At 68.0% G+C, this 21,657-nt stretch carries 27 protein-coding genes; 19 read left to right on the top strand and 8 right to left on the bottom strand.

What is annotated here, in order from left to right; all coding sequences use genetic code 11:
- Positions 1-6 precede the first annotated feature (6 nt).
- Positions 7-954: a 1,4-dihydroxy-2-naphthoyl-CoA synthase gene (locus GYB83_RS00775; RefSeq protein ID WP_161893675.1), complete on the top strand. Its 948-nt coding sequence runs from the start codon at positions 7-9 to the stop codon at positions 952-954.
- Positions 955-976: 22 nt separating this feature from the next.
- Here GYB83_RS00775 and GYB83_RS00770 read toward each other — a convergent pair whose 3' ends face one another.
- Together GYB83_RS00770 and GYB83_RS00765 are read right to left on the bottom strand one after the other, a co-directional pair.
- On the bottom strand, positions 977-2,065 hold the full coding sequence (locus GYB83_RS00770; RefSeq protein ID WP_161893674.1) for a tyrosine-type recombinase/integrase: 1,089 nt from the start codon (positions 2,063-2,065) through the stop codon (positions 977-979).
- Positions 2,066-2,135: 70 nt separating this feature from the next.
- The gene (locus GYB83_RS00765) at positions 2,136-2,729 is read right to left on the bottom strand and encodes a helix-turn-helix domain-containing protein (RefSeq protein WP_161893673.1); all 594 of its coding nucleotides are present in this window, start codon (positions 2,727-2,729) and stop codon (positions 2,136-2,138) included.
- A gap of 104 nt (positions 2,730-2,833) precedes the next feature.
- Here GYB83_RS00765 and GYB83_RS00760 point away from each other — a divergent pair, with 104 nt between their 5' ends.
- The 12 genes from GYB83_RS00760 to GYB83_RS00705 all read left to right on the top strand — a co-directional run bounded on the left by GYB83_RS00760 (position 2,834) and on the right by GYB83_RS00705 (position 10,611).
- Positions 2,834-3,058, top strand: a complete 225-nt coding sequence (locus tag GYB83_RS00760; RefSeq protein ID WP_161893672.1) for a helix-turn-helix transcriptional regulator — start codon at positions 2,834-2,836, stop codon at positions 3,056-3,058.
- A 1-nt stretch (position 3,059) separates the two neighbouring features.
- Positions 3,060-3,491, top strand: a complete 432-nt coding sequence (locus tag GYB83_RS00755) for a hypothetical protein (protein WP_161893671.1) — start codon at positions 3,060-3,062, stop codon at positions 3,489-3,491.
- Positions 3,492-3,600: 109 nt separating this feature from the next.
- On the top strand, positions 3,601-4,113 hold the full coding sequence (locus GYB83_RS00750) for a hypothetical protein (RefSeq protein WP_161893670.1): 513 nt from the start codon (positions 3,601-3,603) through the stop codon (positions 4,111-4,113).
- Positions 4,114-4,300: 187 nt separating this feature from the next.
- Positions 4,301-6,259, top strand: coding sequence for an AAA family ATPase (locus GYB83_RS00745; RefSeq protein ID WP_161893669.1), 1,959 nt, complete (start codon positions 4,301-4,303; stop codon positions 6,257-6,259).
- The gene (locus tag GYB83_RS00740; RefSeq protein ID WP_161893668.1) at positions 6,256-6,441 is read left to right on the top strand and encodes a hypothetical protein; all 186 of its coding nucleotides are present in this window, start codon (positions 6,256-6,258) and stop codon (positions 6,439-6,441) included. Before GYB83_RS00745 ends, GYB83_RS00740 begins: the two co-directional genes overlap by 4 nt.
- A gap of 3 nt (positions 6,442-6,444) precedes the next feature.
- Complete coding sequence (locus GYB83_RS00735) at positions 6,445-6,777, top strand: WhiB family transcriptional regulator (protein WP_161893667.1); 333 nt, start codon at positions 6,445-6,447, stop codon at positions 6,775-6,777.
- On the top strand, positions 6,774-7,256 hold the full coding sequence (locus GYB83_RS00730) for a hypothetical protein (protein WP_161893666.1): 483 nt from the start codon (positions 6,774-6,776) through the stop codon (positions 7,254-7,256). Before GYB83_RS00735 ends, GYB83_RS00730 begins: the two co-directional genes overlap by 4 nt.
- Complete coding sequence (locus GYB83_RS00725) at positions 7,249-7,872, top strand: hypothetical protein (protein ID WP_161893665.1); 624 nt, start codon at positions 7,249-7,251, stop codon at positions 7,870-7,872. Before GYB83_RS00730 ends, GYB83_RS00725 begins: the two co-directional genes overlap by 8 nt.
- 277 nt (positions 7,873-8,149) lie before the next feature.
- Positions 8,150-8,986 carry a phage major capsid protein gene (locus tag GYB83_RS00720; protein ID WP_228461106.1) on the top strand — a complete coding sequence of 279 codons (837 nt, stop codon included), beginning with the start codon at positions 8,150-8,152 and terminating at the stop codon, positions 8,984-8,986.
- Positions 8,987-9,410: 424 nt separating this feature from the next.
- Positions 9,411-9,950 (top strand): hypothetical protein, encoded by a 540-nt coding sequence (locus GYB83_RS00715; protein WP_161893664.1) that lies wholly within the window; start codon positions 9,411-9,413, stop codon positions 9,948-9,950.
- Between the two features lie 166 nt (positions 9,951-10,116).
- A complete protein-coding gene (locus tag GYB83_RS00710) occupies positions 10,117-10,269 on the top strand; it encodes a hypothetical protein (protein ID WP_161893663.1) in 153 nt (50 codons plus the stop codon).
- Positions 10,270-10,311: 42 nt separating this feature from the next.
- Entirely contained in the window at positions 10,312-10,611 is a 300-nt protein-coding gene (locus GYB83_RS00705; RefSeq protein WP_161893662.1) for a hypothetical protein, read from the top strand.
- 15 nt (positions 10,612-10,626) lie between these two features.
- On the opposite strand, the gene GYB83_RS00700 is transcribed toward GYB83_RS00705, so the two are convergent.
- Together GYB83_RS00700 and GYB83_RS00695 are read right to left on the bottom strand one after the other, a co-directional pair.
- On the bottom strand, positions 10,627-10,812 hold the full coding sequence (locus tag GYB83_RS00700; protein ID WP_161893661.1) for a hypothetical protein: 186 nt from the start codon (positions 10,810-10,812) through the stop codon (positions 10,627-10,629).
- A 126-nt stretch (positions 10,813-10,938) separates the two neighbouring features.
- Positions 10,939-11,997 carry an LLM class F420-dependent oxidoreductase gene (locus GYB83_RS00695; protein ID WP_161893660.1) on the bottom strand — a complete coding sequence of 353 codons (1,059 nt, stop codon included), beginning with the start codon at positions 11,995-11,997 and terminating at the stop codon, positions 10,939-10,941.
- A 260-nt stretch (positions 11,998-12,257) separates the two neighbouring features.
- Here GYB83_RS00695 and GYB83_RS00690 point away from each other — a divergent pair, with 260 nt between their 5' ends.
- Genes GYB83_RS00690 through menE form a run of 5 tightly spaced genes read left to right on the top strand, consistent with a single transcriptional unit; the run spans position 12,258 to position 15,629 of the window.
- The gene (locus tag GYB83_RS00690) at positions 12,258-13,475 is read left to right on the top strand and encodes an inorganic phosphate transporter (protein ID WP_161893659.1); all 1,218 of its coding nucleotides are present in this window, start codon (positions 12,258-12,260) and stop codon (positions 13,473-13,475) included.
- 30 nt (positions 13,476-13,505) lie between these two features.
- Positions 13,506-13,781 (top strand): hypothetical protein, encoded by a 276-nt coding sequence (locus tag GYB83_RS00685; RefSeq protein WP_161893658.1) that lies wholly within the window; start codon positions 13,506-13,508, stop codon positions 13,779-13,781.
- 36 nt (positions 13,782-13,817) lie between these two features.
- A complete protein-coding gene (locus GYB83_RS00680) occupies positions 13,818-14,129 on the top strand; it encodes a DUF3349 domain-containing protein (protein WP_161893657.1) in 312 nt (103 codons plus the stop codon).
- A gap of 10 nt (positions 14,130-14,139) precedes the next feature.
- Positions 14,140-14,472 (top strand): DUF3349 domain-containing protein, encoded by a 333-nt coding sequence (locus GYB83_RS00675; protein ID WP_161893656.1) that lies wholly within the window; start codon positions 14,140-14,142, stop codon positions 14,470-14,472.
- The gene (gene menE / locus GYB83_RS00670; protein ID WP_161893655.1) at positions 14,418-15,629 is read left to right on the top strand and encodes an o-succinylbenzoate--CoA ligase; all 1,212 of its coding nucleotides are present in this window, start codon (positions 14,418-14,420) and stop codon (positions 15,627-15,629) included. The genes GYB83_RS00675 and menE overlap by 55 nt, the downstream gene beginning before the upstream one ends.
- Here menE and GYB83_RS00665 read toward each other — a convergent pair.
- Positions 15,622-16,956: a PE-PPE domain-containing protein gene (locus GYB83_RS00665; RefSeq protein ID WP_228461104.1), complete on the bottom strand. Its 1,335-nt coding sequence runs from the start codon at positions 16,954-16,956 to the stop codon at positions 15,622-15,624. The genes menE and GYB83_RS00665 overlap by 8 nt on opposite strands.
- 201 nt (positions 16,957-17,157) lie before the next feature.
- Here GYB83_RS00665 and GYB83_RS00660 point away from each other — a divergent pair, with 201 nt between their 5' ends.
- On the top strand, positions 17,158-18,027 hold the full coding sequence (locus GYB83_RS00660) for a 1,4-dihydroxy-2-naphthoate polyprenyltransferase (RefSeq protein ID WP_161893654.1): 870 nt from the start codon (positions 17,158-17,160) through the stop codon (positions 18,025-18,027).
- On the opposite strand, the gene GYB83_RS00655 is transcribed toward GYB83_RS00660, so the two are convergent.
- The 3 genes from GYB83_RS00655 to GYB83_RS00645 form a co-directional block, all read right to left on the bottom strand.
- Positions 18,024-18,776: a Clp protease N-terminal domain-containing protein gene (locus GYB83_RS00655; RefSeq protein ID WP_161893653.1), complete on the bottom strand. Its 753-nt coding sequence runs from the start codon at positions 18,774-18,776 to the stop codon at positions 18,024-18,026. The genes GYB83_RS00660 and GYB83_RS00655 overlap by 4 nt on opposite strands.
- On the bottom strand, positions 18,769-19,035 hold the full coding sequence (locus GYB83_RS00650) for a helix-turn-helix domain-containing protein (RefSeq protein WP_161893652.1): 267 nt from the start codon (positions 19,033-19,035) through the stop codon (positions 18,769-18,771). Before GYB83_RS00650 ends, GYB83_RS00655 begins: the two co-directional genes overlap by 8 nt.
- A gap of 99 nt (positions 19,036-19,134) precedes the next feature.
- Positions 19,135-21,657, bottom strand: a complete 2,523-nt coding sequence (locus tag GYB83_RS00645) for an FtsX-like permease family protein (RefSeq protein ID WP_161893651.1) — start codon at positions 21,655-21,657, stop codon at positions 19,135-19,137.

Genomic DNA, 21,657 nt, shown 5'->3' with positions numbered 1-21,657 from the left:
GAGCCCATGACTTCGAACCCGTTCGACCCGACGCAGTGGAAGCCGGTCCCCGGCTTCGAAGACCTCACCGACATCACGTATCACCGCCATGTCGGTGAGGGTCGGGCGAACGGGATCGTGCGGATCGCGTTCGACCGCCCCGAGGTCCGCAACGCGTTCCGTCCGCACACCGTCGACGAGCTGTTCCGCACGTTCGACCACGCCCGCCGCTCCCCCGACGTCGGCACGGTCCTGCTGACGGGCAACGGCCCGTCGAGCAAGGACGGCGGGTGGGCGTTCTGCAGTGGCGGCGACCAGCGCATCCGAGGTCGCAGCGGCTACCAGTACGCGGCCAGCCACGACTCCGACGTCGCAGCGGCGACGGTCGACGGCGTCGACGAAGCGCGCGTCAAGGCGGAGGGCGGTCGACTGCACATCCTCGAGGTGCAGCGCCTGATCCGCACGATGCCGAAGGTCGTCATCGCCGTCGTCAACGGGTGGGCGGCAGGCGGCGGACACTCACTGCACGTGGTGGCCGATCTGACGCTCGCGTCCCGCGAGCACGCCCGGTTCAAGCAGACCGACGCCGACGTGGGCAGCTTCGACGCCGGCTACGGCAGCGCCTACCTCGCCAAGCAGGTCGGACAGAAGTTCGCGCGCGAGATCTTCTTCCTCGGCGAGGCGTACGACGCCGAGACGATGCACAAGATGGGCGCGGTGAACCGCGTCGTCGACCACGCCGACCTGGAGGACACCGCGATCGAGTGGGCGCGCGCCATCAACTCGAAGTCGCCGACCGCGCAGCGCATGCTGAAGTTCGCGTTCAATCTCACCGACGACGGCCTGATGGGCCAGCAGGTGTTCGCGGGCGAGGCGACCCGCCTCGCCTACATGACCGACGAGGCCGTCGAAGGCCGCGACGCCTTCCTCGAGAAGCGTCCCCCGAACTGGGATGACTACCCGTACTACTACTAGACAACCCGTCTGACCAGCAGTTTTACCCGTTTTCGAGGGTGCCAGTCGGCAGTGCGTCGGCAGTGGATTCGGCGACGGTCGTCATGAGCCCGGTCACGGCGGCGCGGGTGCGGTCCTCGGCGTCGGGCCACAGGTGCGAGTACGTCGAGAGAGTCGTCGTCGCGTTGGAGTGTCCGAGAGCGCGTTGAACGGTGACGACGTCGCATCCGGCGGCGATGAGACCGGACGCGTAGAAGTGCCGTAGGTCGTGGAGACGGAAGTCCACGCCTGCGGCACTTCTCGTCTTCCGCCACCGCCAGCCAACCCGGTTGTCGAACCACGGGTCGCCAGCGTCGTCAGCGAACAGCCACCGGTCAGCCGGGCCGTCGGGTGTCCAGTCGGCGACGTGCTCGGAGATCGCTGTCACAAGGTCGTCGGGTAGGTAGACGGTGCGTTCGGATCCGTACTTCGGTGGCGCGATCCGTGGCTTGTTCCCGTCGCGTTGGATCTGCCGGGAGACGGTGAGTTGCCGGCGGAGGAAGTCGACGTCGCCGACCTGTACTCCTGCGGCCTCGCCGAGTCGGAGGCCGGCGAACGCGCACAGCTGGACGAAGAGGCCGAACTGGTCGACGGCCGAGGAGTCGACGAGGCGAGCGACCTCGGCGGGTGTGGGGATCGTCATGGCGGCGTCGCGGCGTCGTGCTCGAGGAAGTGCGATGTTCTCGGTCGGGTCGGTGCCGATGACCTTGTCGAGTCGAGCGGCTCGGAAGATGCCGCGCGCGATGTTGTATCGGGTGCGGATCGTCGTCGCGGCGAGCCCGTCGTCGACCATCTGCTTGATCCACGCTTCGATGTCGGACCGGCGGATGGTCACCATCTGCTTGTGCCGGTACGGGGCGTGCGCGGCGACGTAGTCTGCGTTCCTCCTTGTCGACGGCACCCACACCTGGCGGGCCGACCAGTCGGCGTAGAACCGTGTGAACGTGATCGATCCGCGGGTCGGGTCGACGTAGTTGCCGGTGACGACGTCTGCGGTGATCTCGTCGAGCCAGCGTTGGGCGTCGACTTTTCGGCCGAACGCTTTCGTGTGCGGCTCGCCTGCGGCGTCGACGTACTCGGCCCTCCACCGCATGCCTACGCCGTCTGACGCGGACGGTGAGCCGTCAGCACGCCGCCAGCGGTCCTGAACACCCGACCGCGGATTACGGCGCGTCACGATTTGCCTTCGCTCGCTGTTCGGCGCGTTCATCCACTTCCAGACCAGTCCGGACGGCTGATTCCGGGGTCATCTGCTCCAGCGCCTCCAGCGCGAGCGCGAGTTCATCGCTGACGCTGACCGGCACGAGCTCGACCCATTCGTCCGGCCCAGATGACGGTAGATCGGTCGGCTCAAATCCGTTTGCCCGTGCGTCGTCGATGACACGTTCGAGTGCGCGTCGAGCCCTCGCCATGTTCAAAGCGAGGCCAACGATGCCGTTGTTGTTGTCGCGCACAGCAAGTCGCGCAGCTGCGAGCTTGCTCGCAAGCTCCTGATCCTGAGCGGGGAGAAGGAAGCGTTCAGCATGGACACCGAGGGCTCTGGCAATGACTCGGGACTCGCCGTATCTGACAGGCCGGTCTCCGTTCTCGATCCTCGACACGGTGGTTTGAAACACCGAGGTCCACCCGAGCGCACGCAGCGCTTCGACAAGGTCCGACTGGCTCATCCCGCGACTTATGCGGATCGCCTTCATGTTCTCTGCAAAACGCTGGTCATCGAGTTTGGGTGCATCAATTTCGGGGCTCGAATCACTCATGCAACAAACTCTAGTCGCTAACGTGTTGACAGTCTACGCAGGAATGTGCTTATCTCAGTTCGTGTTCATCAGGAAACACGAACTGATATCGAACGGAGAATGGGATGAGCGAGAACATGACCAACACCGGACTAGTCGACCGGATCCTGACCGCCAAGCAGGTCGCCGACCTGATCGGCTCCACGCACGGGACGATCCGCGCGTGGGACTCCAAGGGCATCGGCCCGAAGTCGTTCAAGATGAACGGCTCCCGCCGGTGGCGCCAGTCGACCGTCCTCGACTGGCTGGCCGCCCAGGAAGCCGCCAGCAACGGGCCGGACGCCGCCTGAGATGAACGCCGACGACCACGCCGACCTCGGTCTCGGGTACCCGCCCGACGACAACACCGAGGACCTCGTCGATGTCAGTGACAACGTTTCACTGACATCGATTCTCCGGTGTCAGCCCAGAAAGGTCAGGGACAAGTTGTCCACGACCTCGGACAGCAAGCCGCAGAGCCTGCACGGAGTTCAACTCCGCGCAGCAACCACGGTCACCATGACCGCGGTTGACGACCTGCATGGTCATGGTGACCATGCGTCAACCGTTGGGAAAAACACAACAGTTGACGACCTGCACGGTCGTTGCGGCCGTGCAGCCAAGACGCAGGTCAGTGACAACGTGTCACCGACTCCGAACAGCAAGAAGCCCCCAGTGTCTTCCGCCAAGACGACCACTGAGGGCTACCAGAACCACAACCACCAGGAAGCAGATCCATCGTGACCGTACCCGCCCACACCGTCGAACACCACCTCGACGCCATCGCCGCCGACGTCGCGGCCCTCACCCCCGCCTCGATCTCCGAACTCCTGGACTTCGCCGAGGTGATCGCGTGAGCGGCAATCTCGTCACCACCAGCACGCCGGGCGTCCTCGACGAGGATGCCGACGACCGTACGCCCGAGGACCGTACGCCCGAGTACGCCTTGTGGGACTGCATGGTCGCCGAGTCCGACGAGATCGCCGACATCGTCCACCACGATGGCGCCGCCGACAAAGTGCCGGGGATGCCGCCACGCCCGACGTGGGCACACCCGAGCAACGACTACGTGTGGCCGGACGGCTCCGCAGGCTACTTCTCAGACCATGCCCTCGTCACGTCCGAGGCTCACCCGGCGATCGGCACCGCTGACACTGTGTGGCGGTCGCGGTGCTCGGTACGCCTTCGGAAAACCTCGGCATACCCGGACCGCACGCTCGTCGTGTTCGACGGCTCCTCGCCGAAGGAGGTCGCCCCTGGTCGGATCGAGTACCAGACCGCGTCCTGGTGGCGGTTCACTCCGGCCGAAGCGCGGCTCGTCGCTGAACGCCTCACCGCCGCCGCTGATCTCGCCGAGTCCGCCTAACCCGCTCTGTCGGTGCTGAGCGGTAGTCTCTGTTCTTAGCAAGGTTCCCTGCCCTTTGGTTGCCCAGGCGGCAGCGGGGTAGGGAACCGAGCGGAGTGGTCCAGGAGGCTCCCGCTCAGCACCGACCGACCCCGACCACCGGGGCAGGTCCGCTGAGTCGGATGCTGCCCCGAGAAACGACCTCCTGATGACACCCACGAACGCCTACCAGCGTCTCGTAGACGCACTCCACAAACATGGTTGCCGCGTCGACGAGAAGTCGGGCGGGCGGGCCGCCGCACAGGCACCTGGGCACAGCGACACCGACCGATCCGTGTCGATCCTGCACCTACCTGGCCGCGTCCTCATCAACTCCCACTCCGACCCGACCAGCGACGTCCTCGACGCGCTCGGCCTCACGCTCGCGGACCTGTACGACAACCGGTCCGGCGTCAACTACCGCTACGGCGGAGGCCGAATCGTTCACCGGGATCCGTTCAAGAAGTTCCGCCAGTCCGGCGACACCAAGGACACCAGCCTGTTCCACGCCGAAGGGTTGCCGGCCGAAACGACGTTGCCGGTGTACTTCGTCGAGGGCGAGAACGACGTCCTCGCGGTCGAGACGACCGGCTATCCCGCTGTCTGTGCGGCGCAGGGGGCGGGGAAGGCTCACCTGGCTGATCTGGAACCACTTCGCGGGCGTCCGGTGATCGTCGTCGCTGACAAGGATGGGCCCGGCCGCCGACACGCACAGCAGGTCGTCGAGCTGCTCGCAGGGGTCGCTGAGTCGACAGTCATCGTGGAGGCCAAGACCGGCAAGGACGCGGCCGACCACATCCTCGCCGGGCATGACCTTGCCGAGTTCGTCGTCGTCGCCGAACAGGCCACCGGCCCGTCGTTGCAGTCTGTCCGGCTCTCCGACGTCAAACCGGAGCGGATCACGTGGTTGTGGCCGGGGCGTATGCCTGCCGGGAAGCTCGTCACGTTGGACGGTGACCCGTCGCTCGGTAAGTCGACGCTCGCACTCACCTTCGCCGCGACGATCACCAACGGCGGCACATGGCCCGACAACACCACCTGTACGACTCCCGGCGACGTGATTCTCCTGTCCGGCGAAGACGGTCTTGCCGACACTGTCAGGCCGCGCCTGGACGCTGCTGGTGCCGACGTGACCCGTGTCCACGCGGTGCAGGGCATCACGTTGGAGGATGGGACGCTCGTTCCGCCGACGCTCGGCGACGTCCGCCAGCTCGAGCAGTTGATCCGGCAGACGTCCGCACGCTTGTTGATCGTCGACGTCCTGATGGCGTACCTGCCGGGCAAGGTTGACTCTCACAAGGACCAGGACATTCGGCGAGTCCTGTCGGCGCTCGCGACGATGGCGGATGAGACCGGCTGCACGGTGTTGCTGCTGCGTCACTTGAACAAGGCCAAGGGTGGTGACCCGTTGTACCGCGGTGGCGGGTCGATCGGCATCGTCGGTGCCGCGCGCGCCGGAATGCTGGTTGCTGCTGACCCTGACGACGAGACCGGCAAGGTCCGTGTCCTGGCGTCGACGAAGTCGAACCTTGGGCCGCCTCCGGAGTCGTTGCGGTACCAGCTGGTGTCAGCGGAGGGGACGGACGTCGCACGGGTGGACTGGCTCGGTGTCGACGGCCGGGATGCTCGCGAGCTGCTATCCGAGCCCACGTTCGACGACGGGGACGATAGGTCGAGCATCATCAGGATCGTCACCACCTACCTGGCGGAATGTGGAGGCTCGGCACCGGCGGCCGACGTGTTGAAGCACACCCGCTCGGCTGGCCTGACTGACAACGCGGTCAAGAAGGCCCGCTCGAAACGAGGCTCAGGAATCCGGACAGAAAAGTCGGGTTTCGGCAAGGGTGCGTCGTGGTTCTGGTCCATAGATTCCCCCATAGGTTCCGAAGATTCCAGGGATTCAGAGACGGGAACCAATGGAATCAATGGGGAATCTATGGAGTGCCGAGCGTGTGGTCTGCCGCTCACTGATCCCGACGACCAGCGCGCAGGACTCCATCTCGACATGCCGACGTGCCGCCAACCCCAACTCACCGACCCCGTCTGCACCGTATGCGGGCTCCCGGTCACATCCGGTCAAGGCGACCGCCACCTCTCATGCAACGAACCCCAGGAGGACGCAGCATGAACATCATCATCGACAACCATTCCCACGCCCGAGACGCCCACGGCCGGACCGTCGAAGCGTGGGACCAAGACACCGGCCGCGCCCTCGTCGTCGACAACACGACCGCATCACTCGTCTACGCGGTGCCGCCGCTGGGCTACGGACTGACCACCGTCCCCATGCCGCCCGCCGGGGAGTGCTGACCCGTGGCGCGCCCACCGTCGGTTCGCCTCGTCGATCCGCCCTGGTTCGAGTTGGCTAAGAGTGTGCTGGCCGATACTCCGAACCTGACCGGCGCGGCCTGCACGGGCCGACACACGGTGTTCGACCCGATCGACCACGACACCGAGTCACCCGGCACTGTCGCCGCCCGGCACGCCGAAGCCGAACGGATCTGCCGCCAGTGCCCAGTCCTCGACCTGTGCCGTACCGCGTGGGTAGACACCCCGGGTGTCCGGTGGCGGCCCGACGGTGTCGTCGGCGGCCGGACTCCCGCGCAGAGACGACGGCGCGGACGACCCATCAAGGAGGCATCGTGAAAATGGACCACCTACCGCCCGTCGACCCGTACGCGCCGATCGGCGGCGCGTTCCTCGACTACTACCGGCCAACGCCGGACCAGCTGTCGCTCGTCGCCGGACTGACCGCCCGGTATCTCGACAACGACGTCGACGCGCCCGCCGCGATCATCCGGGAGTTCCTGCGCGTCGGCTCACACCGGCCTGACGGGATCGACGACGGCCTCGTCCAGCTCGCTCTCGCGTTCATGCAGACCATCGACGAGACCATCGGGCACCTCGACAGGGACGAGCTGATCGCCAGCGTGATCATGCCGTCGCTCAAGGAGACCATCGGAGCCATCGACGAGCACATCGGCGGGGAACGTGACCGCCTCATCACCCGCCTGCAATCGTCCGCGGTCCGCTACCGCGAACTCGACCTCGACGACGCCTCACTGCGCGCCGACGGACAACCCCAGATCGACCACACTCTCGAACAGGAGAAGCACCATGACTGACCCCACCACCCCCATCGACGACCCGGCAGATCCGGCCGAAACAGGACCGGAGGGTGTCCAGCAGGCAGACACCCACCGGACTCGTGAACGCAACGCCGAACGGCACCCGGCGCCCCCCGACGACGGCACTGCATCGATCGCCGACGTCCGACGACTCAAGCGGGAGAACCAGACGCTGCGCGCCCGAGCTAAGGCCGCCGAGCAGCAGGCCGCCGACCTTGCCGCCCGCTACGACGCCGCGCAACGCGCCGACGTCATCCGCCTGGCGGGCGAGCACCTCGACGACGCCGAGGACCTGTTCCGGTTCCACGACCCCGAAGCCGGAGCCTTGATGGACGCTCTGCGCGCCGACGACGGCAGCATCGACGCGGACCTGGTCGCCGAGCACGCCTCCCGCATCGTCGAGGCCCGCCCCAAACTCGGTGTCGACTACCAGCCCGAGCCGACTCGGCCGCCGACCGACCGGCCCGTCGAGTCCCTTCGGCCCGGCGCATCACCGCTCGAGGAAGCTCCCCGGGGTCGGAGCTGGACCGACGTCATCCAGAACCCCTCAGCCGGACATCAACGGCCAGACCAGGATGTCATCTTCGTTCAAACGCCGAGGACGCCGAGCTAACCGGCCTGCCCGACTAGACTCGACACTGGTTGGGCCGCCAGGCCCCGGCACCAATTTGCCCTCCTGCGAGGGTGCCGGGGCCGCCCTCCGGCCCACCCAGCCCGCGAGACCCGCGACCACCGGCCCGGAGCCAGACCGCGACCCGCACCCTTACGCCCCCGGCGGGCGGCCACGCTGACGAATCCCCAGGCGGAACACCAGCGCGCACAACCCATCACTTCACGCGGCACACCCCGCGAAGACTTTCGCGCCGCCGCCACACCGTAAGGAGCCCATCGTGGCAACCACCGCAACACACAATCAGATCCTCTCCGACGCCACCGTCGGCCAGCTCGTCATCCAGCCGCTCATGGAACAGTCGATCGCCGGACAGGCGTTGAGCCCCCTGTCGATCGCCACCCACGAGATCCGGTTCCCCGTCGTCTCCGACGACCCCACCGCCGGATGGGTCGCCGAAGGCGCAGAGTTCGCCCAGTCGACCAACACCCTCGACGAAGTCGTCTGCACGCCCCGCAAGCTCGGCGGCCTCACCGTCTTCACCTCCGAGCTCGCCGCCGACTCGAGCCCCGCAGCCCAGCAAGTCATCGGCGACGGACTCGTCCGCGACCTGTCCCGCAAGATCGACGCCGCACTCTGCACCGACCAGACCGGCGCCGGTGCCCCGGAAGGACTGGCGACCCTCGCCGGTGTCTCCACACTCGCCGTCGCCACCGCGGGCTTCGAGGACATCGACCCGTTCAACGCCGCCGACTACCTGTCCGCAGCCGCCAACGGATCGATCACCGCGTGGATCGCCAACCCGACCGTCGCCGCCCAGCTCACCGACATCAAGGAGACGTCGACGTCGACGCGGCCACTGCTGCAGCCCGACCCGACGAACCCGGCCGTCCGCCAGATCCTCGGCCGCCCGCTCCTCGTCTCCACCCAGGTGCCCGCGAAGACGGTGTGGGGTATCGACTCGCGATACGCGCACCTGGTGATCCGCGAACAGGCCAGCCTCGAATCGGACGCCTCTACGTTCTTCACCAGCGACCGCATCGCACTGCGCGCCAAGATCCGCGTCGGCTTCGCGTTCACCAACCCGGCCGCACTGGTCAAGATCACCACCGCCTAACACCCCGAGACGGCCCGACCTGCGTAGACATCTCGCCTCAGGTCGGGCCGTCTCACTCTCACGGGGCCAGCACCAGACAGGGGTGGGGGTACACCCTCGACCCGCCTCGAACCGGCGCCGCTACGCATACGACCTCTGGCCGTGTACGGGTTCCAGGGCCCGTGAGCGGGGGCAAAACACAGAGAAATCCGCATGCAGGATCTGTACCGCTATGCGTAGCGAGTGCCGTTTTGGGGTCGATCGAGAGGCTACCCCCAGGGGGCCTTCACGTTGAGGGCGCGCTCGTAGGGGCGGTGGTCAACCGGCACCTGCTGGGTGTCGGTTGGTTCTTTCGTGATGCGGCAACCTTGGCGGCTCCGCCAAGGTTGCTGGGTTGTGGGGTGAATGTGCGTCGTGGTGTGGTCCGCGCCTCTACGCTGTACGGATGAAATACGCGCTTACGGAGAATGGTCCGTTCCACAATCTCTCTCAGTACCTACGATCCCGACTGTCAAACGTCGGCGTGCCGATGTCGCTGGTGGCGGCGGTAGCACGCCTGTCGGGGGCTGACGGCCCTCTTGAGGCCGCCTACGTTGAGTATCGGACGTCCGACGACGGTGCGGAGTTTCGCATCGTCTGGGTCAACGAGGGCACCATCGGTGAGGTTCGGGGTTCGAGTGCCGACGATTGCTGGAGCGGGTTCACCAGCCTTCGGGACGAGCCAGACGACAGGCTGATCACGGGCTGGGTGGCTCGGCTTGGGCAGTCCGAATGCGTAGAGTTCGCCGGATCGCCTCGTGTGGGGATTGATTCGTGGGAGCAGAATGTGTCGGTCCTTGCTCCGGTGAAGGTCGTTGTCGCTGGTCGCGAGGTGATGGTGCCTGAGTTCGATTCGAGTGGCTTCGGGAGGAACGAGTTGGACGATCTCGACGAGTTGATTGACAGGGTGCTCGGGTCGCTTCGGACTGTCGGCGGCTCGGCGTAGGACTCAGTCGGCAGTCAGTCGGCAGTAGCACGAGCGCGATATTCACCTATCGAACATCATCGACGCCCTGACCAGCAGTAACGACCATCATTCGAACACCTGGAACATCACGAACGCCCAGGTCACCGTACCCGTACTACTACTGACCGGAGGGGAGACGGCACGGGTGCTGCCGTCGATCCGGGCAGACCAGGTCTTCGCCAAGTCGTGCGACCACTACGTCTCCCGCCTCAGCTTCCACCAGGGTGAGACGTTCCGGCTGCTGTGGGGAATCCACGACTCCGACGACCCCGTCGACGACCTGTGCTACACCGACTGACGAATCCGCACCCCGTCGTCGTCGGTGAGTAGTGTCGACGGGGTGACCCCGACTCCCGTCATCCTTGCCGAGGCGGGGCTCAGTGAGTGCGCGAGGTCCGGCGGCTGCTTCTTGGACTTCTATTCCATGCTTCTCGTCCTCGTACTCACCGTTGTGCCCGTGTTGATAGTCCTAGGCTGGGTGTGGTGGGGTTTCTCGTCTCACGCCGCGGATGCGATCGACCGGTCGGATCTCAGCGAGGGCTCCCGCATCGGATGGAAGCTTGTGGTCGTCTGCATCCCGTTCGTCGGCGCCGCGGCCTACTGGTGGAAAGTCAGTCGAGAACGTCGTCGCGAGCGCTGATGCACACGCGGGACGTCAGAACCAGGGAATCCGGTCGAGGGTGCGGGAGATCGCGTCGAGGGCGCGGAACAGGATTCGCCCCGGACGGGTACCGCGGACGTGCTCCTCGTGGAGATACGCCAGGCACAGGCCTCCCACGATCGCGGAGACGGCGACGACGATCACCGTCGCGATGACGAGGGCCAGCACGGTCGACGACATGGCACTGACCGTACCTCGACCACCATCTCCGGCACTCCGGCCGAATGACGGCGTGTCCGCTCACTTCGTCGACATCCGCTCCCCTCCGGAGGGGAGCGGATGTCGTGGAGGTGAGCGGGTTCCGCGTCAGCCGATGATCTCGGCGAGTTCGCGCATGGTGTCGACGCGTTCGGCGTGCGTGTGGGCGGCGGGCGAGGCGAGGAGGACGCCGACGTCGGCGCCGCGGAAGGCCTCGACGCGCTCCTGGACATAGGAACGCGGGCCGATGAGGCTCATCTTGCGGACCAGTTCGTCGGGGACGGCAGCCGCGGCCTCGTCCTTGCGGCCGGACAGGTACAGGTCCTGGATGAGCTTCGCCTCGTCGACGTAGCCGTACCGCTGGACGAGCGAGTTGTAGAAGTTCTTGCCGCGGGCGCCCATGCCTCCTATGTACAGCGCGGTGTGATGCCGGATCGCGTTCAGCGCCTGCTCGGCGGCGTCGACGTCGTCGGTGATCAGCGCCGACGTCTGGACGACGATCGACAGGGCCCCGAGGGCGGGGTCGCGCTTGGCGTAGCCCGCCGCGAGCGCCGGACCGAAGGCCTCCTCGACGTACTCGGGGAGGAACAGGAACGGCTGGAACTCCTCGAACAGCTCCGCGGCCAGCTCGACGTTCTTCGGGCCGATCGCGGCGAGCAACATCGGGATCGTGTCACGCACCGGGTGATTGATGATCTTCAACGACTTCCCGAGGCCCGAGCCGCCGTCCTCCGCGGTCAGCGGAAGCTGGTAGTGCTTGCCGCGGTACTCGAGACGCTCGCGCCGCCACACCTTGCGGCAGATCTCGGCGTTCTCGCGTGCCCGGCCGAGCGGGTAGTCGTACTTGACTCCGTGGAAGCCCTCGATCACCTGCGGGCCCGACGCGCCGATGCCGAGGATCGCGCGTCCGCCGCTGATGTAGTCGAGGCCCGCCGCGGTCATAGCCAGGTTGGTCGGCGTCCGCGAATACATCGGCAGGATGCCGGTCTGCAGTTCCATCGTGTCGGTGCGGGCGGCGATGTAGCCGAGCTGACTGACCGCGTCGAAGCTGTACGCCTCCGGGACCGTGACGCGGCGGACACCGACCGACTCGAAGTCGCGGAGGTTCTCGATCGTCTCCCGGAAGTCGCCCGCGTAGTTGATCGGCATACCCAGCTTCAGCGTCATTCCGCGATTCTCGCACACGCCCCGTCCCCTCGAACGGCGGCTGCGACCGGCCCACGCGCCGCCCGCTCGTTCACCCGCCGGACACCTTGTCGACAGACGCCCGTCAAGCAGCGGCCGAGGCGACGGTGACGTCGACCGATCGCTCGGGTGAACATCTCGTGAATACGTCGATGACGAATGGAAACCTACAGGTCAGGCGTGGAAAACACCGACTGCCGGGAGTTGACGAGGTGTACTGTCCGCCCCTCATAGTTATGTCCATGACCGCAGAGATGATCATTCTTGTGCTGTTGATCGTCACAGCCCTAGGCTTCGACTTCACCAACGGCTTCCACGACACCGGCAACGCCATGGCGACCTCCATCGCCACCGGTGCCCTCAAGCCGAAGGTGGCCGTCGGCCTCTCGGCGATCCTCAACCTGGTCGGCGCGTTCCTCTCCGTCGAGGTCGCCGCCACCATCACCAAGGACGTTCTGAAGATCCAGAACACGTCCGGTGACGCCAAAGGCGCGCTCGTCGAGGGCCTCGACGGCAACAAGGCGCTGATCATCATCTTCGCCGGCCTCATCGGCGCCATCCTGTGGAACCTCTTCACCTGGCTGTTCGGCCTCCCGTCGAGTTCGTCGCACGCCCTCTTCGGCGGACTCATCGGCGCGGGCCTCGCGGCTCTCGGCAGCGGAGGCATCAACTGGCACGGCATCCTCGGCAAGGTCATCGTCCCGGCACTGTTCGCACCCCTGATCGCCTGCGTCGTCGCCGCCGTCGGCACTCTCCTGATCTACGCGATCACCAATGGAATGTCCGAAGCCAAGAAGGAGAAGGGCTTCCGTCGCGGCCAGGTCGCATCCGCATCGCTCGTGTCCCTCGCACACGGCACCGGCGACGCACAGAAGACGATGGGCGTCATCGCCCTGGCCCTGATCGCGACCGGCCATCTCGACGCGGCGTCGGTCTCCCACGGTCTGCCGATCTGGGTCGTCGTCACCTGTGCCAGCGCCATCGCACTCGGCACCTGGCTCGGCGGCTGGCGCATCATCCGGACGCTCGGCAAGGGTCTCGTCGAGATCAAGGCCCCGCAGGGCATGGCCGCCGAGGCCTCGTCCGCCGCGATCATCCTCACCAGCTCGGCCGCGGGCATGGCGCTCTCGACCACCCACGTCGCCACCGGCTCGATCCTCGGCTCGGGACTCGGCAAGAAGGGCGCCGAGGTCCGCTGGGGCGTCGCGGGCCGCATGGCCGTCGCCTGGGTCACGACCCTCCCGGCAGCCGCCATCGTCGGCGCACTCTGCTTCTGGCTCGCTCACCTCATCGGCGGCGCTCCGGGCGCGATCGTCATCTTCGCGATCCTCGCCGCGCTGTCCGGCTACATGTACTGGCGGGCACAGCAGCAGAAGGTCGACCACAGCAACGTCAACGCCGAATGGGACGACGAGACCAACTCGCCGGTCCCCGCCGACGACGCAACCACCCAGGCCTGAGCGGCCCAACCCAGACAAGGCTGCACAGACATGGACATCATCACCGCGATCACCAAGGTCCTCGCCGTCGGACTCATCCTCGGCGCAGGCCTCCCCGCCCTCTTCGCGCTCGGCATGCGCGCCGAAGCGGCAGGCGACGGCTCCATCGCGGGCCGCCCCGCCAACCCCGCCCTGAAGTACCTCGGCTACTTCCTCATCGGACTGGCCGCCGTCGTCATCGTCGTCGGAATCCTGTGGATCACGCGCCAGACGCTGAACTACTACTTCGACCTCAAGATCTTCCCCGACTTCGCCTACAAGAAGTGACGATCCGCCCACGGATCGGAAAGGCCCAACGCTGACATGGCACCCTCACTGTTCGAGAACGTCGTCAACTGGATTCGCGCCGGATACCCCGAAGGCGTCCCGGCGTCCGACTACCCGCCCCTCCTCGCCCTCCTGACCCCGGTGCTGACCGAGTCGGAGATCACCGACATCGTCCTGAAGCTCGCCCTCGAGCACGGGACCGACAGCCCGGCGACGCCCGAGCGCATCACCGAGGCCATCCACGCCGTCACCGAACAGGCTCCGTCCCAGGAGGAGCTCCGCCAGGTCTCGGCGCGCCTGGCCGCCGCGGGCTGGCCGCTGGCCGTCTCGGTTCCCGTTGCGGAGTAGATTCACCGCGATGGAACGCCATTCGTTTCTCTCCGCCATCCGGGCCTGGCTGCGAGCCGGGTACCCGGAAGGCGTGCCGCAGGGCGACTACGTTCCGCTCTTCGCGCTGCTGCGTCGCCAGCTGAGCGAAGAGGAGATCCACCAGGTCGCGATCGACATGATCGCGGCCGACCGGCCGCTCGACGCGATCGACCGCGTCGACATCGGCGTGCAGATCTCCAAGGTCACCGACGAACTCCCCCGCGACGAGGACATCGAACGAGTCCGGGCGACCCTGGAGAACGCCGGATGGCCGTTCGACGAGGACCCCTTCCCCCGACGAGACGACGAGGACGAGTCCTGAGAGTCCTCCGACCGCTGGTACTGCCGCCGACTCCCGCCGTGCTCCGAGCACGGCGGGATCTGTCGGCTCTGCTGGCGGGCGACGCCGCATACCTCCCGCTCCCCGACGTCGACTCCAACGAGTCGACGCTGCTGCGCACGCACCTCGGCGTCGGGGCGCCCGTCGACGACCGCTGCGCACTGGTCGTGTCCACGTCGGGCACCACCGGCGTCCCGAAGGGCGCGATGCACACCGCGGCCACGCTCGCGGCCTCGGCCGAGGCGACGGCCGTCGCGCTCGGCGGCCCCGGAGCCTGGCTGCAGACCCTGCCGCCCCACCACATCGCGGGACTGCAGGTGATGCTGCGGTCGATCGCCGCCGGAGCCGACCCCGTCGTCGTCGACGTGTCCGCGGGCTTCGACCCCGCGGTCCTGCCCGCCGCGGCGGACGCCCTCGACGGGCCGAGGCGGTACACCTCGCTGGTTCCGGTGCAGCTGCGCAAGGCCCTCGCCCATCCCCCCGCGGTCAACGCGCTCCGCACATTCGACGCGATCCTCGTCGGCGGCGCCGCCACTCCCCCGGCCCTGCAGCGCGACGCGCGCGATGCGGGCCTGGCTATCGTCACCACATACGGCATGAGCGAGACCGCCGGCGGGTGCGTCTACGACGGCGTCCCGCTGCGGGGGACGACGATCCGCATCGACGCGCCGAACGACGACGGCGTCGGCCGCGTCGTCCTCGGCGGCTCGACCGTCGCGCTCGGCTACCGCAACCGGCCCGACCATCCCGCGTTCGCCGAACCCGGCTGGTTCCGCACCGACGATCTCGGCGTCGTCCGCGACGGCGTCCTGTCGATCGTGGGGCGCGCCGACGAGGCCGTGTCCACCGGTGGACTCACCGTCATCCCGCAGGTCGTCGAGGCCGTGATCGCCGAACTTCCCGCCGTCGGAGACTGCGCAGTCGTCGGCCTCCCCGACGAGCGCCTCGGCGAACGCGTCGTCGTCGCCGTCGTTCCGGCGGAGGGTCGGGCGGCCCCGACGCTCGACGAGATCCGGGAGTTCGTCGTCGACCGTCTCGACCGCTACGCCGCCCCGCGCGAGGTGTTCGTCCTCGACTCGCTGCCACTGCGCGGACCGGGCAAGGTGAACCGCGCGGCGCTGCGCGAGCTCCTCAGCTGATCTCCGCCACCGGTCCCGAATCGGTCGGAACGTCGACGGTGTCGGCGGGTGAGGTCTCGACGGTCGACGTCTCCGCGGGCTGCGGGTCGGCGTCGGTCGTCGCGGGCTCGACCACCGGTGTCGGCTCGTCCGGCGTCGACTCCGTCGTCACGTCGACGGCCGCCGCGGGCCGATCGACGGTGGTGTCGACCGGGTCGTCGGCGGCCTCGTGCCGCGGGGCGCGGTGCCTGGCCGCGTTCTGGTCGGGTTCGGCCCACCGCCCGTCGTCGTCGAGCAGACGGTGTCGACCCGCGGGCGCGTCGGAGACGACCTCGGCTGCGGGATCGGCCGTCGCCGGGGAGACCTCCTGCAGCGGGTAGAACCGCTCGGCCTGCCTGTCCCATTCCCGCATCGTGGCGTCGCTGACCGGGATCCCGACGGCCTCGGCGATCGTGTACTGCAACAACGCCAGCGGGTGATAGGTGTCGTAGACCTCGTACGTGGTGTCGCCCTCGGCGCTGTACAGGGTGCTCTCGTGCTCCAGGTTCTCCAGATGCGCGTACGAGTACTTCCCTGTGCCCGCGTGGATCGCGAGGAACCCGGCGCCGTTGACCAGCAGCGACGATGCTGGACGCAGCGGGTTCCACTGCCAGTCGGCCACCGGGTCGCCTCGGACGATCACCTCGACGACCTTCGTGTCGCCAGTCTCGGCGGGGTCGCGGGCCCCGTTGCTCTCCGCGCCGAAAACCGCCATCACCGGCCCGCTGAACGGGATGTCGCGCAGACCCGACTTGAGGCCCCACGGCCCACGCGGATCGGAGACGAGGAGGATCATCGTGTTCGGGCCGAGCAGACCCTCGGACGCCGCCTGTTCCGCGGCGTTGCCGAGCGCTTCCGCGCCCTGCGAGAAACCGGTGTAGACGACGACCCGGTCGACGTCCTTGAAGGCCCTCATGATCTGCAGATTGTGGTCGACGGCGACGTCGCGCGACTCGTCGTAGCTCGGCGCGAAGAAGGGCAGGAGCCTGCCCGACTTGCCGGTCGCGATCGGCCACAGCGCTTCCGGATACTGGACGATCTTGCTCCGCCTGTCGCCGATGATCCCGTCGACGCGCGGGAACAGCCCGTCGTCGTCGGTTCCGGGTGTGACGATGACGACGGCGTCGCCCAGCAGAGTGGACGGCAGCAACGTCCCGAGGACGTCGTGGTGGTCGCCGATCGTCGGGCCGTCGATCGCGATGTCGGAGCCGATCGGCGGCAGGTCGGTCAGTGCCGACGCCTGCCCCGGCACACCTGCCGCAACGATCCCGGCCACGGTGGTGACAACGAGCTTCCCCCTGAGTCTCATGCCTCGTATCAGACCATTCGACATGGACATTTTCGACGCTCCGACGGATTTTCCGTGCCTGATTGATCCGAACGCACTACCGATTCCCCTCGATACGGGTAGTGCGTGTCATTCGGATGGCCGAGTCGAGCACACTCGCAGCGGAGCGGCCACGGCCGGGCCCCACATGGACGGGTCGAGGGGCGTGACATGCTTGGACGCGTGGCAACGGTCAACGAGTGGATCCAGGGAGCACGACCGCGAACGCTGCCGAACGCGGTGGCGCCCGTCGTGGCGGGCGTCGGTGCGGCCGCCCGCATCGGGGACGTCGTCTGGTGGAAGGCCGCCCTCGCTCTGCTCGTGGCCGTGGCGCTGATCATCGGCGTGAACTTCGCCAACGACTACTCCGACGGCATCCGCGGCACCGACGACGACCGGGTCGGCCCGATGCGCCTGGTCGGGTCGAAGGCCGCCTCGCCGGGCGCCGTCAAGGCCGCGGCGTTCACATGCTTCGGGATCGGCGCGGTCGGCGGGCTCGCATTGGCCGCGACGACCGCCTGGTGGCTGATCGCCGTCGGCGTCGTCTGCATCGCGGGCGCCTGGTTCTACACCGGCGGCAAGAAGCCGTACGGCTATCTCGGCTTCGGCGAGATAGCGGTGTTCGTGTTCTTCGGCCTGGTGGCCGTCATGGGAACCCAGTTCGTGACCGTCGGTCGCGTCGACTGGGTCGGAGCGGTCGCCGCGGTCGCCGTCGGATCGTTCTCGAGCGCCGTCTTGGTCGCCAACAACCTGCGCGACATCCCGACCGACGCGGAGTCGGGCAAGATCACCCTCGCCGTCCGCCTGGGCGACCGCGGCACCCGCGGCCTGTACGTGTTCCTGCTCGCCGTGCCGTTCATCGCGACTCTGACGCTGGTTCCGGTGACCACGTGGGCGTTCGCCGGTTTCCTCGCCGCCCCCGTCGCGGTCGTCGCCGTGCGCCCGGTCGCGTCCGGCGCCCGCGGCCGCGACCTCATCCCGACCCTCGCCACCACCGGCCTCGCGATGCTCGCGTGGTCGGTGGCGACGGGACTCGCTCTCGGCCTCGGCTAGACAGCCGCGGAGCGGCTCTCCAGGAGTGCCGTGACGGCGGTCCGCAGGGCGTCGACATCGGTGGCCGATGCGATGACGGCGCGCGAGGCGTCGTCGCCCGCATCGAGGATGCCGAGGAGCAGATGCTCGGCGGTGATCGATCGATCACCCCGACTGCGGACCAGGGTGACGGCCGAGTGCATGGCGTCCCGGACCGGCCCCGCCATACGAGCGCGTCCCCGGCCTCGGGGTCCGCGTCGACCGCGGCCGCCCTCCCAGGGACCTTCCCCGTCCCAGCCGGGTCCGTCGGGTCCGCCGAACGGGCCGCCGAAGCCGCGTCCGCGACCGTGCGGGCGGTGATGGCCGCGACGCTCGTCGCAACCGTCACCGCGCCGCCGGTGGCCTCGACCGCCTCGGCGCTGTCCCCAACCGTCGGCGAGGTCGTCGCCGAACTTGTCGCGGACCGCTTCCCGCACGCGGTCCAGATCTATGCCGATGCTGGCGAGTGCGTCGCGGTCCTCGTCGTACCGACCCCGCTCATCCGATTCGGCGGTCGCCTCGTCGGACGCGTGGAAGTCACGGACGACGACGCGAGCGGCGTCGAGTGTGAGGCCCTGGTCGGCGAGGACGCCGAAGATGGGACTCCTGGCGTTGCAGAGCATGCCGAGGAGCAGATGGTCGTTGCCGAACGACGGGTGGCCCAGGTCGCGGGCCTCCTGCGTGGCGAACATGAATACTGTGCGGTCGTCCCGCGAGAAACGGTCAAACATCGTTGCCGTCCTTTCCAGCCGCTTGCGCGGCCTCTTGATACGAGTGCTTCTGGTGCACGGCCTGCCGGCTGACCTGCAGGACGTCCGCGATCGCCTGCCAGCTCCAGCCTGCGGCTCGAGCGGAAGCGACGTGGACGTCTTCGAGACGGTCCGCGAGAGTTCGCAGTGCGCGCACTGTTCCCAGGCCCACGGCGGGGTCGGAGCTCGCTGCGGTTCCGGTCATCGAGTTCGTGTCGGTCGGCATCTCTTCGTCGTGCATGATGTCAGGTTATGTTGACACTTCGAGTGTTGTCAACATTTATTGACAATCGATGTGCGTCCGGTGCGGAAGAGCATCCGGAGAACGGAGGACCGACCCTCACTCCGACGCGATCGACTCGCTGATGTTCTGGCGTGACGCACGCACGGCGGGGACGACGGCGCCGATCAGGCACAGTGCCGCGGACACCGCCACGTACCAGGTCGACGACCACAGCGGCGTGTATGCGATGTCGATGGACGTGGTCTCGGTGAGGATCCCGTCGGCGAGCAGGTGGAGTCCGGTTCCCATGACGATGCCGGTGACGGCTCCGACGACGGCGATCGCACCGGCCTCGGCCAGCACCATCGAGAACACGAACCGTCGGGACGCCCCCATCGAGCGCAGCACGCCGATCTCGCGTCGGCGTTCCAGGACCGAGAGCAGCAGCGTGTTGAGCAGCGCGATCGCCGCGGCGCCGGACACGATCCATTGGATGGCGACGGTGAACCCGCCCGACTGTTCGGCCGTCCGCTGCGCCGCGGCCAGCGCCTGCTCGCCGGTGTACACGTGCACCGCCGCGCCCCCGACGCCGGGATGCGCGTCCGCGATCTCGGCGATCTCCCGGCGGACCGCGTCGTGATCGGCCCCCGCGTCGATCATCACCTGCAGGTACGTGTCCCCGGGCCGACGGAACCAGTCGTGCAGCAGATCGATCGACACGGCGGCGACGCCCGAGTCCATCGACACGTAGTTCACGGTCTCGAGCACCGGCAGCCGGCGCGGCCCCGACGGGGTCGCGAGCGTCAGCGTGTCGCCGACGTCGGAGCCCAACGTGCGGGAGAGGGTGCGCGACAGGAGGATCCCCCGCCCCTGAAGAACCGCTTCGGCCGCGTCGGGCGACGCCTTGCGCAGGAACGGCGCCGAGGCTCCCCGTTCGAGCCCCTGCAGGACCACCCGGGCGTCGCCGAGGTTGACGGTGGCCCACTGGCCGCCGATCACCTGTCGCACACCGGGTGTCGCGGCGACCTCCGACCGAATGGCCGGGTCCAGGATCGGCCCGGTCGGGATCGACTCCGCGTCTTGCGACGAGACGTACAGGTCCGGCGTGCTCAGCCCGTCGAGCGACGACGACAGCGATCCGACCAGGTTGTCGAGCGCACCCGAGATGCCGATGCCGACCGCGACCGCGACGGCGACCGTCATGACGGTCGCCCACACCCGACGCGGCGCGCGCTCGGAGTTGACCGCGGCCAGTCGTCCTGGGCCTGCGAACCGCGATGCGACCGCCCGCACACCCGCGACCAACACGGGGCTGAGCGCGAGACACAGCACCAGACCGGCGACGGCGTAGACGGCTCCGGCGAGGATCGCGGGCCGCCCGTCGACGGTCTCCACGATCAGCCACGACGCGGCGATCCCGACGACACCGGCTCCGCCCGAGCTCCACAGCAACCGCTTCGACAGCGGAGCGGCGTCGGCGACCTGCCCCGGCGACATCGCCTCCACCGGGGTCACCGCGAACACCGACTTCGCGGCGAGCGCCGTGGCCGCCACACACGCGAGGACAGCCGCCGCGACCCCGGCGACCGGTACGTATGCGGGCAGTGTGTAACGGACCTCCATGCCGACCGACGAGGTTCCGCCGGGAACCCGACTCAACGCCCATCGCCCCGCGACCACGCCGACCGGAATGCCGACGACGCCGCCGACCAGGCCGAACAGCGTCGCCTCGCCCAGGAGGTCGCCCGCGAGGTGCCTGCGCCGCCCGCCCAGCGCACGGATCATCGCCAGACTCCGGCGCCGCGAAGCGACCGCCATGTTCATCGTGTTGAAGACGAGAAAGGCCGCGATCACCAGCGACACCATCGAGACCAGCAGCGTCGAGTCCCGCACCACAGAGCCCGCGACCTCAGCCTGTCGGACCCGGAAATCGGGATCGACGACACCAGCCCGGTCCCCGACCACTCGCTCGACCGAACGTCGCAGATCATCGGGGTCGGCGTCGGCTTTAGGGACGATCAACAGCGAGTCGACGGCATCGGTCAGCCCGGCCAGGCGCTGCGCCAGCGGCAGATACGCGAACACGAACCGGCCGCCGTTCAACGTCGACGCCTCGTCGCCCAGCACCCGGATCACCCGCAGCGTCTGGCCGCCGACTCGCACGTCCTGCCCCTCGCGGAGTCCGACCGCGGGACCGACGACGATCCCGTCGTCGAGATCGTCGAGGCCGATCCCCGAGCCGTCCGACTCGGCGGCCGCACCGAGTTGCGGCGACAGCGACGACGCCCGATAGTCCGAGCCGAGGAGCACCGTCGGACGCCCGTCGATGACGACGGAGCCGCGCACGATCGGGACCACCTCGTCGGCCTGCGGCACACGCTCTCGGAGTTCCCCGGCGATCTCGTCGGGAACGCCGGAGTCGGCGATCCCGGCCACCTCCAACGTCGCGGCCCCGGATATCGCGGCGTTGAAGTCCCGGACCGACGCGGTCAGCGAGCCGTACACCGACAGTACTGCGACCAGCAGCGCCGACGAGACCGTCACGACGAGCAGCGACGTGACGACGCGCAGCTTGTGGGAGGTCAACTCCCGCAGGCCGAGCACACGAACCCTGGTGAGACCCGCCAGCAGCGAACGCAC

This window comes from Gordonia spumicola (genome assembly GCF_009932475.1).
In the GTDB taxonomy this organism is placed as follows: Bacteria; Actinomycetota; Actinomycetes; order Mycobacteriales; family Mycobacteriaceae; genus Gordonia; species Gordonia spumicola.
The sequence above is the reverse complement of the archived record's forward strand: the minus strand, read 5'-3'. Positions and strand labels throughout refer to the sequence as shown.